We start from the raw sequence: 8,124 nt of genomic DNA on the forward strand, positions 1-8,124 counted from the left end.
CTTCGGGCAGGCCGCGTTCGCGCAGGCCAAAGCAGATGTTTTGCGCCACCGTGAGCCACGGGAACAGGGTGTAGCTTTGGAACACCATGCCCCGGTCGGCCCCCGGGCCGTCCACGGGCGTGCCGTCCAGCAAGACCTGGCCGGTACTGGGCCGCTCCAGCCCGGCGACGATGCGCAGCAGGGTGGATTTGCCGCAACCCGAGGGGCCGAGTATGGTGACGAAATCGTTGCTTGCGACGGCAAAGTCGATAGGCTGCAACGCCTGGGTACGCTGGCCGTTGGGCGACTCGAAGACACGCGATACGCCTTGGATGGCGAGCTGGTCTGTCACAGCACGCTCCAGGCAAAGAGGCGGCGGTTCAGCGCCTTGAATGCCAGGTCCGACAGCAAGCCGATGATGCCAATCACGATGATGCCGAAGATGATCTGCCCGGTGTTCAGCAGCGCCTGGCTGTCGGTGATCATGTGGCCGATGCCGCTGCTGGATCCGATCAGCTCGGCCACGATCACATAGGTCCAGGCCCAGCCCAGCACCAGCCGCAGCGTCTCGGCAATGCCGGGGGCGGCACCGGGAATCAGCACCCGGGTGATGATGCCCCGGTGGCCCGCGCCCAGGGTGTAGGCGGCCTCTACCAGGTCGCGCCGCGCGCCGCCCACGGTCACGGCCACCATCAGCACCAGCTGGAAGAAGGAGCCGATGAAGATCACCAGCAGTTTTTGTGCTTCGCCAATCCCGGCCCACAAGATCAGCAACGGAATAAAAGCCGACGCAGGCAGGTAGCGGCAGAACGACACAAAGGGCTCAAAAAACGCCTCTATGCCCTTGTACGTGCCCATGGCAATGCCCAGCGGCACGGCCAGCACGGCGGCCAGCACAAAGCCGCCCAGCACCCGCCACACCGTCATGCCGATGTCGAACGCAAAGTTGTACTGGGTCAACAGCAGCCAGCCCTCGCGCACCATGGTGACCGGGCTGGCCAAAAACGTGGGCGATACATAGCCGCTCAGCGTAAAGCCGGCCCACACCGCCGCAAACAATACGAAAAACGCTAGCCCCAGCTGCCAGCGCGCGCGGGCGCTGACCGGTTCCAGCGGGGCCATACCGCCCGACCTACTTGATGAAACGGGCATCAAAGGTGGCGGCCAAGTCGTCGGGGGCTTTGCGGATCACGCCGGATTCGAGCAGGATTTTTTCCGCATCTTTCATGAAGGCGGTGATTTCACCGGCAAAGAACTTCTGGTTGGCGGCTTTGTCTTGCCAGCGCAGATAGGCCGCCGATTTGGCAAACTGCTCACCGGTTTGCTTCACCGCCGAGCCCATCAGCTCGTTGGATTTGACGGGGTCGGCCTTGATCATGGCCAGTGCGTCAAAGTAAGAGTCGGTCAGCGCCTGGGCCGCCGCCGGGTTGGCCTTGAGCCAGGTGGGCGCGCAGCCCATGGTGTCCATCACCATCGGGTAGTCCAGTGTGGTGGCCAGAATCTTGCCCGCTGCCGGGTTGTCGCGCACCGAGGATAAATACGGCTCGTAGCTCATGGCCGCATCGTTCTGCCCAGCTACAAAGGCCTGGGCGGCAGCTTGTGGCGAGAGGGTGGTGGTTTTGACGTCCTTGATGGTCATGCCGTTTTTGGCCAGCATCCAGGCCAGGCCAAAGTAGGGCGAGGTGCCAGGCGCGTCCACGCTGACGGTTTTGCCCTTCAGGTCGGCAAAGCTTTTGACATCGTTGCGCACCGCGATGCCATCGGCACCGTAGGACTTGTCGAGCTGGAAAATTTGCACGATGGGCACGCCGTTGGCGTTCCAGGCCACATGGGTCTCCACCGTGGTGGCCGCGCACTGGATGGCCCCGGAGGCCAGGGCCAGATGGCGGTCTTTTTGCGGGATGAATTTGATCTCTACGTCCAGCCCGTGCTTCTTGAAAATGCCCGCCTTGTCGGCCAGCGAGAGCGGTGCAAAACCGGTCCAACCCGAGATGCCCAGCACCAGCTTGGTGTCCTCCGCGTGTGCGGCGGTGGCTATACAGGCCCCCAAGGTGAGCAAAGAAACCCAGTTTTTGGCAGAAATACGCATGCAAAGCTCCCGGTAACGTACATGTGGGGTTGGAAGAAACACCCTTTGCGATGCCGATTTTGGGGTCGGAAGCCGCAACCTGTGTAGACAGGTGTTCTATGCAGCTACTGTGCCAGCGCGTGGCAGTCGTTGCAATACATTTATGCTCTAAATGGCATCCAGCGCAGGTGCCACCTGCGCTGGCAGCTACAAAATTGATAGTATTTAGTCCGCACGCGCCAAATCCACGTCCCCCGTCTCCGGCAACTGCATGGAGCCCAGCAAGGCCACGGCGGCCACGGCGATCAGGTAAAAAGCCGGGGCCATTGGGTTGCCGGTTTGCTCGATCAGGTAGGTGGCCACCAGCGGGGCCGTGCCACCAAACACGGTGTAGGCCATGTTGTAGCTGATGGCCGACGCGGTGTAGCGGATGCGGGTGGGAAACAGCTCGGACAGCAGGGCGGCGGTCACCACGCCCGACAGCACCGCGGCCAGCGCCTGCAGGGCTCCGCCCAGCAAACCCAGCGCCACATTGCCCGTGCTGGCCAGCAAAAAGGACGGATAGGCCGCTGCGATGGCCAGCACGCACACCGTCAACATGCTGCGCTTGCGGCCCACGTAGTCCGAATACCGCCCGGCCAGCGGGCACAAAGCCATCGCCACCAGCAAGGTGCCCACCGACACCAGCAGCGCGCTGCCCCGGTCCATGTGGCCGGCCACCTGCAGGTAGGTGGAGTAGTAGGTGGTGAAGGTGTAGAACGACAGCGCCGTCACCGAGATAAACAGGCTGAGCCAGACAATCCGTCCACCGTGGCTGGCAAAGGCCTCGCGCAGCGGGGCGTGGGTGGCCACGTCGTCCTCCAGCGCCACCGCCTGAAAGGCCGGGGTCTCGGCCAGCCGGGTGCGCAGGTACAGGCCAATCAGCCCCATCGGTGCAGCCAGAATAAAGGGCACGCGCCAGCCCCAGTCGGCCATCACCTCGGGGCTGAGCCAGGTGTTGAGCGCAAACGCCACCACGGCCGCCCCCGCAAACGCCGAAAAGGTGGACACCGGCAAAAAGCTGCCGTAGCGCCCCCGCTGCTGGCGCGGCGCGTGTTCCATCACATAGGCGCAGGCCCCCGCGTATTCGCCCCCGGCCGAAAAGCCCTGGATGCAGCGGGCCAAAGTCAGCAGCAGCGGCGCGGCCACGCCGATAGCCGCGTAGTTGGGCAGTACGCCAATCGCCGTGGTGGCCCTGCCATCAGCAAAATGGTGATGGCCAGCGTGCGTTTACGGCCAATTTTGTCGCCCAGCATGCCAAACACCACGCCACCCAGCGGTCGAAACGCAAACGCCACGGCAAACACCGCAAAGGTCTTCAGCAAACTGGCCTGCGGGTCGTCGCCGGGAAAGAACTGCTTGGCAATCACGGTGGCCAAAAAGCCGTACACCGCAAAGTCAAACCATTCGACAAAATTGCCAATCGAGGCGGCAAGAATGACCTTGTACAGGGTCTTTTTCGGTGTTTCGGCTGGCATGGAACTCCCTGGGTTTAGTAGAAACCCAATGTAAAAGCTCTGGCTGGGCGCGATGCCTTGTTTTGGACCTGCTTGTGTCTGGATGCGACTCACGGCGTGTTCAACAAACTCCGCGCCACCGCCTCGGCCACCTTGATGCCGTCCACCCCTGCCGACAAGATGCCGCCTGCGTAGCTGGCACCTTCGCCGGCCGGGTACAGGCCGCGCACGCTCAGGCTTTGGAAGTCTTCGCCGCGGGTCATCTTGATGGGCGAGGAGGTGCGGGTTTCCACGCCGGTCAGCACGGCATCATGCAAATCAAAGCCTTTGATCTTGCGGCCAAAGGCGGGCAAGGCTTCACGGATGGCCTCGATGGCGTAGCTGGGCAGGGCGCTGTGCAGGTCGCCCAGTTTCACGCCGGGTTTGTACGACGGCTCCACACTGCCGAGCTGGGTGGAGGCACGCCCGGTAATGAAGTCGCCCACCAACTGGCCAGGGGCTTCGTAGCTGCTGCCGCCCAGCACGTAGGCCTGGGATTCGAGCTGGCGTTGCAGGTCGATGCCCGCCAGCGCGTGGCTGCCGGGGAAGTCTTCGGGGGTGATACCCACCACGATGCCCGCGTTGGCATTGCGTTCGTTGCGCGAATACTGGCTCATGCCGTTGGTGACCACGCGGCCCGGCTCGCTGGTGGCGGCCACCACGGTGCCGCCAGGGCACATGCAAAAGCTGTAGACGGCGCGGCCATTGCTGGCGTGGTGCACCAGCTTGTAGTCTGCTGCACCCAGCAGCGGGTGGCCTGCGTGGCGGCCCCAGCGGGCGCGGTCGATCAGGCTTTGCGGGTGCTCAATGCGGAATCCGATGGAAAACGGCTTGGCCTCGACGTACACGCCGCGCGCATGCAGCATGGCAAAGGTGTCGCGCGAACTGTGGCCCAGGGCCAGCACCACATGGTCGGCACGCAACTCGGATGTGGTGCCGGTGGCCTGGTCCAGTACGGTTAAGCCACGAATGTGCCCGTCCACTATCTCTACGTCGGTCACCCGTTGCTCAAAGCGCACTTCGCCGCCCAGCGCGATGATTTGCTCGCGCAGATGTTCTACCACCTTGACCAGCTTGAAGGTGCCAATGTGCGGGTGCGCGGCCACCAAAATTTCTTCGGGCGCACCGGCTTTGACGAATTCCTGCATCACCTTGCGGCCCAGAAAGCGCGGGTCCTTGATCTGGCTGTACAGCTTGCCATCCGAGAAAGTGCCTGCCCCGCCTTCGCCAAATTGCACATTGCTCTCCGGCTTGAGCACGTTTTTGCGCCACAGGCCCCAGGTGTCTTGCGTGCGCTGGCGCACCGTGGTGCCGCGCTCCAGCACGATGGGTTTGAAGCCCATTTGCGCCAGTACCAGCGCCGCAAAGATGCCACAGGGGCCGAAGCCGACCACCACCGGGCGCGTCGCCAAGGTGGCTGGTGCCTGGCCCACCGGGGTGTAGGCCATGTCGGGGCTGGGGCGCAGGTGCGGGTTGTCGGGGTGTTGGCGCAGCAGCTCGGCCTCTTGCGCCGCATCGACCAGGGCTACATCCACGATGTAGACCTGCATGAGCGTTGCCTTGCGGGCATCGAAGCTGCGTTTGAAGATGGTGAAGTGCGCAATCTGCGCCGGTGCCAGGCCCAGGGTGTGGGCGACCAGAGCGGGCAGCGCCTCCTCGGCGTGGTCGAGCGGGAGTTTGAGTTCGGAGATGCGGATCATGGGGAGTGCCGGATGGCTTGTAGTTATCAAGCAGGAGGCAGGATTTTAAAGCCAGCGCGGGGCCAAGGTGGCCGCCCGCGGACGGGTGGCCGGGTACCAAGCAAGACAGCAAACATCCTCCAATTTGGGGATGAATGGCGTGGTTTCGCCGGGGCTGTCGCGCGGTAGTTTGCTATGGTATTTTTATACCAATTTAATAGCTGTCTGCGCAGGTAAATATTGCGCTGGAGCCATTTTTTATACCTGAAAAAAGACCTTAAATATCTGAATTCCACAGAACCGTTTGCATGCGATGCATGCTTGACACGGAAAATTTTTTGCAACAAATGTATACGACACTGCCGTTCCAATTTGTTTTGAGATACCGACTATGCGTGGTTTTGTGTGTGCGGGGATGGTGGGTTTGCTGGTGCTGGCGGGCTGTGGCGGCGGTGGTGATAGCGGGGGCAATGTGGCGGCCCCCGCTTCGGGCTATCCCAGTGCCCCGGCCAGTTGCGACGTGTCGGGCCAGCGGGCCTGGCTGCGCGACTACATGAACGACCAGTATTTCTGGTACGACAAACAGGGTGTGGCCAATGCGGCGGCCACCAGCATGGACAGCTACTTCGACGCACTGCTGTACCAGCCCACAGACCGTTACAGCTACAGCCAAACCACGGCCAGCGCCAACCAGTTTTATGCCGAAGGCACCCGCACCGGCTATGGCTACGCACTGGACTGGTTGGACGCGGCGCGCACCACGCTGGTGGTTCGGCTGGTGGAGCCGCTGAGTCCGGTAGGTCTGGCCGGTTTGCAGCGCGGTGACCGCATTGACCGCATCGACGGCAAGACCTCGGTCGAGATCGCCAATGGGGGGCTGGCCGCGGTGGACACTGCCGGCGTGGCCCGTAGCTTCGTGGTGCACAACGCGGCGGGTACCCAGCGCAGTTTCACCGCGCAGTCGGCTGTCTACGCACTCAGCCCGGTCAATACTGTGGCGGTGCTTACGGCCCCCAATGGGGCCAAAACCGGGTATTTGATGTACCAGGAGTTCATCGCCTCCGGGGCGGTGGCGATGGGCGCAGCCTTTGACCGCTTCCGGGCCGCGGGTGTGACCGAGCTGGTGCTGGACCTGCGCTACAACGGCGGCGGCAGCACCCAGCAGGCGCGTTACCTGGCGGGTCTGATCGCCGGGTCGGCACAGATCGGCAAGCTGTTTGCCCAGTACCAGTTCAATGCCAAACACACGGCCAGCAACTTCACCCAGAATTTTGTCGGTACCAGCGGCGGCCTGCCCACTGCGCCGCTAGAGGGGTTGAGCCGGGTGTTCGTCCTTACCACGCCCAACACCGCTTCGGCCAGCGAACTGGTCATCAACGCCTTGCGCCCGTACATGGCCGTGTGGACGATTGGCAGCTTGAGCTACGGAAAACCGTATGCATTTCTGCCCGCCGATGCCTGCGGCACCACCTACAACGCCGTGAACCTGGTGTTGGCCAATGCGCAAAATGTCTCTGTGCCCGATAACGGCATCGTCGCCAGCTGCTCCGTGGCCGACGACGTGAACCATGCGCTGGGCGACCCCACTGAGTCGCTCACGGCTGCCGCTTTGTCGTTTATTGCGACGGGAAGTTGCCCTGCGGCCGCCAGCGTGGCCAACAGTGCCAAGCGCCAGTCGGGTACACCCTCGTTGGGCTTTGGTGACATCAGCCGACCGCAGATGCGGGTGGATTGACGAGGCATGCAGGGTAAGCCGTGGCGACCCGCACTTCCCGGTGGTCGTGCTGCGGTGTTTCCGTAAGGAGGCCGTTCCACCGGCAGCTGAGAGGTCAGGCGTGGCGGTAGCCAGTTAAAATCCGGGGTTCCCACGCTCTGTTTTTGCGGCTTGCCGCCTCTCTTAGAAGATTTCCCCATGTCCGCACTCCCCACACCAGCCGCGCCCGCTACTTCCTTGGTCTCCGTCGACGCGGCACTTCTGCGGGAAGTGGCCGAACTGGTCGTGACGGCGCTGAACCTGGAAGTGGCCGCTGCCGACATCGCCCCCGATGCACCGCTGTACGGTGATGGCCTGGGCCTGGATTCGATCGACATCCTGAGGTGTCGCTCAGCGTGTCCAAGCAATACGGCCTGCAACTGCGCGCCGACCACGAAGACAACGCCCAGATTTTCAGCTCCCTGCGCAGCCTGACCCACCACATTGCGGCCCAGCGTACCAAGTGATTGCACCGACCTTTGCCCGCTGGATGCGCTGGGGCAAGGTCGCCGGGGGCGTTGCACTCTGCCTGGCCTATTCGCTGCTGGCGCACCTGGCTTCCGTGCATCCCACGCCCGGTGTGTGGGAGGTGTTAGTGGCCCTGTTTTTAGTCCTGGTACTGGCCGTTTCGCTGGCCTGGCGGTCGGCGCACCGGCCGCTGATGCTGGCGTTGTGCGCAGCCGGTGCCGTCGGCCTGGTCAGCATGGGCGACTGGTTGAGGCTGCACTACCACTGGCTGTTTTTTCTGGAGCACGCGGGCATGCAAAGCCTGCTGTGCATCGCCTTTGGCCGCACCCTGGCCGCAGGCCAAACGCCGCTGGTGTCGCGCTTTGCCGCCACCGTACACGGCCCGCTGTCGCCGCAGTTGCAGCGCTACACACGCGGCGTTACCTGGGCCTGGACCTTGTACTTCGGTCTGATGGCCAGTGTGTCGGTGTTGCTGTTTAGCTTTGCGCCCATAAGCTGGTGGTCGGGCTTTGCCAATTTGCTGGGCCTGCCCTTGGTGGCGCTGATGTTTGTGGGCGACTACCTGGTGCGCCGCTGTGTGCTGCCGCCGCAAGACGTGACCGGCCTGTTGCAGGCGGTGCGCGCCTACCGGCAGGCGGGCAC

Annotated in this window: 8 protein-coding genes and 1 pseudogene; 3 read left to right on the forward strand and 6 right to left on the reverse strand. The window is 63.2% G+C overall.

From position 1 onward, the window contains the following. The 6 genes from ABI213_RS21820 to ABI213_RS21845 all read right to left on the reverse strand — a co-directional run. Positions 1-331 (reverse strand): ATP-binding cassette domain-containing protein (locus ABI213_RS21820; protein ID WP_348028640.1); only part of this gene is annotated, 331 nt, incomplete at its 3' end. Further along, the gene (locus ABI213_RS21825; protein WP_348007570.1) at positions 328-1,101 is read right to left on the reverse strand and encodes an ABC transporter permease; all 774 of its coding nucleotides are present in this window, start codon (positions 1,099-1,101) and stop codon (positions 328-330) included. The genes ABI213_RS21820 and ABI213_RS21825, both read right to left, overlap by 4 nt. Before the next feature lie 10 nt (positions 1,102-1,111). After that, on the reverse strand, positions 1,112-2,068 hold the full coding sequence (locus ABI213_RS21830) for an ABC transporter substrate-binding protein (RefSeq protein ID WP_348007569.1): 957 nt from the start codon (positions 2,066-2,068) through the stop codon (positions 1,112-1,114). Positions 2,069-2,272: 204 nt separating this feature from the next. Then, positions 2,273-3,235 carry an MFS transporter gene (locus ABI213_RS21835; RefSeq protein WP_348007568.1) on the reverse strand — a complete coding sequence of 321 codons (963 nt, stop codon included), beginning with the start codon at positions 3,233-3,235 and terminating at the stop codon, positions 2,273-2,275. Next, positions 3,214-3,564, reverse strand: coding sequence for an MFS transporter (locus tag ABI213_RS21840; protein WP_348007567.1), 351 nt, complete (start codon positions 3,562-3,564; stop codon positions 3,214-3,216). Before ABI213_RS21840 ends, ABI213_RS21835 begins: the two co-directional genes overlap by 22 nt. An 89-nt stretch (positions 3,565-3,653) precedes the next feature. Continuing rightward, entirely contained in the window at positions 3,654-5,282 is a 1,629-nt protein-coding gene (locus ABI213_RS21845; RefSeq protein ID WP_348007566.1) for an NAD(P)/FAD-dependent oxidoreductase, read from the reverse strand. A 370-nt stretch (positions 5,283-5,652) separates the two neighbouring features. Between ABI213_RS21845 and ABI213_RS21850 the strand changes: the two genes are divergently transcribed. The 3 genes and pseudogenes from ABI213_RS21850 to ABI213_RS21860 form a co-directional block, all read left to right on the forward strand. Then, positions 5,653-6,996, forward strand: a complete 1,344-nt coding sequence (locus ABI213_RS21850) for a S41 family peptidase (RefSeq protein ID WP_348007565.1) — start codon at positions 5,653-5,655, stop codon at positions 6,994-6,996. 177 nt (positions 6,997-7,173) lie between these two features. Beyond that, positions 7,174-7,481: pseudogene (locus ABI213_RS21855) on the forward strand (phosphopantetheine-binding protein). Continuing rightward, positions 7,478-8,124 (forward strand): hypothetical protein (locus ABI213_RS21860; RefSeq protein WP_348028642.1); only part of this gene is annotated, 647 nt, incomplete at its 3' end. The pseudogene ABI213_RS21855 and the gene ABI213_RS21860, both read left to right, overlap by 4 nt.

This window comes from Rhodoferax sp. (assembly GCF_039922535.1).
GTDB lineage: Bacteria > Pseudomonadota > Gammaproteobacteria > Burkholderiales > Burkholderiaceae_C > Rhodoferax_B.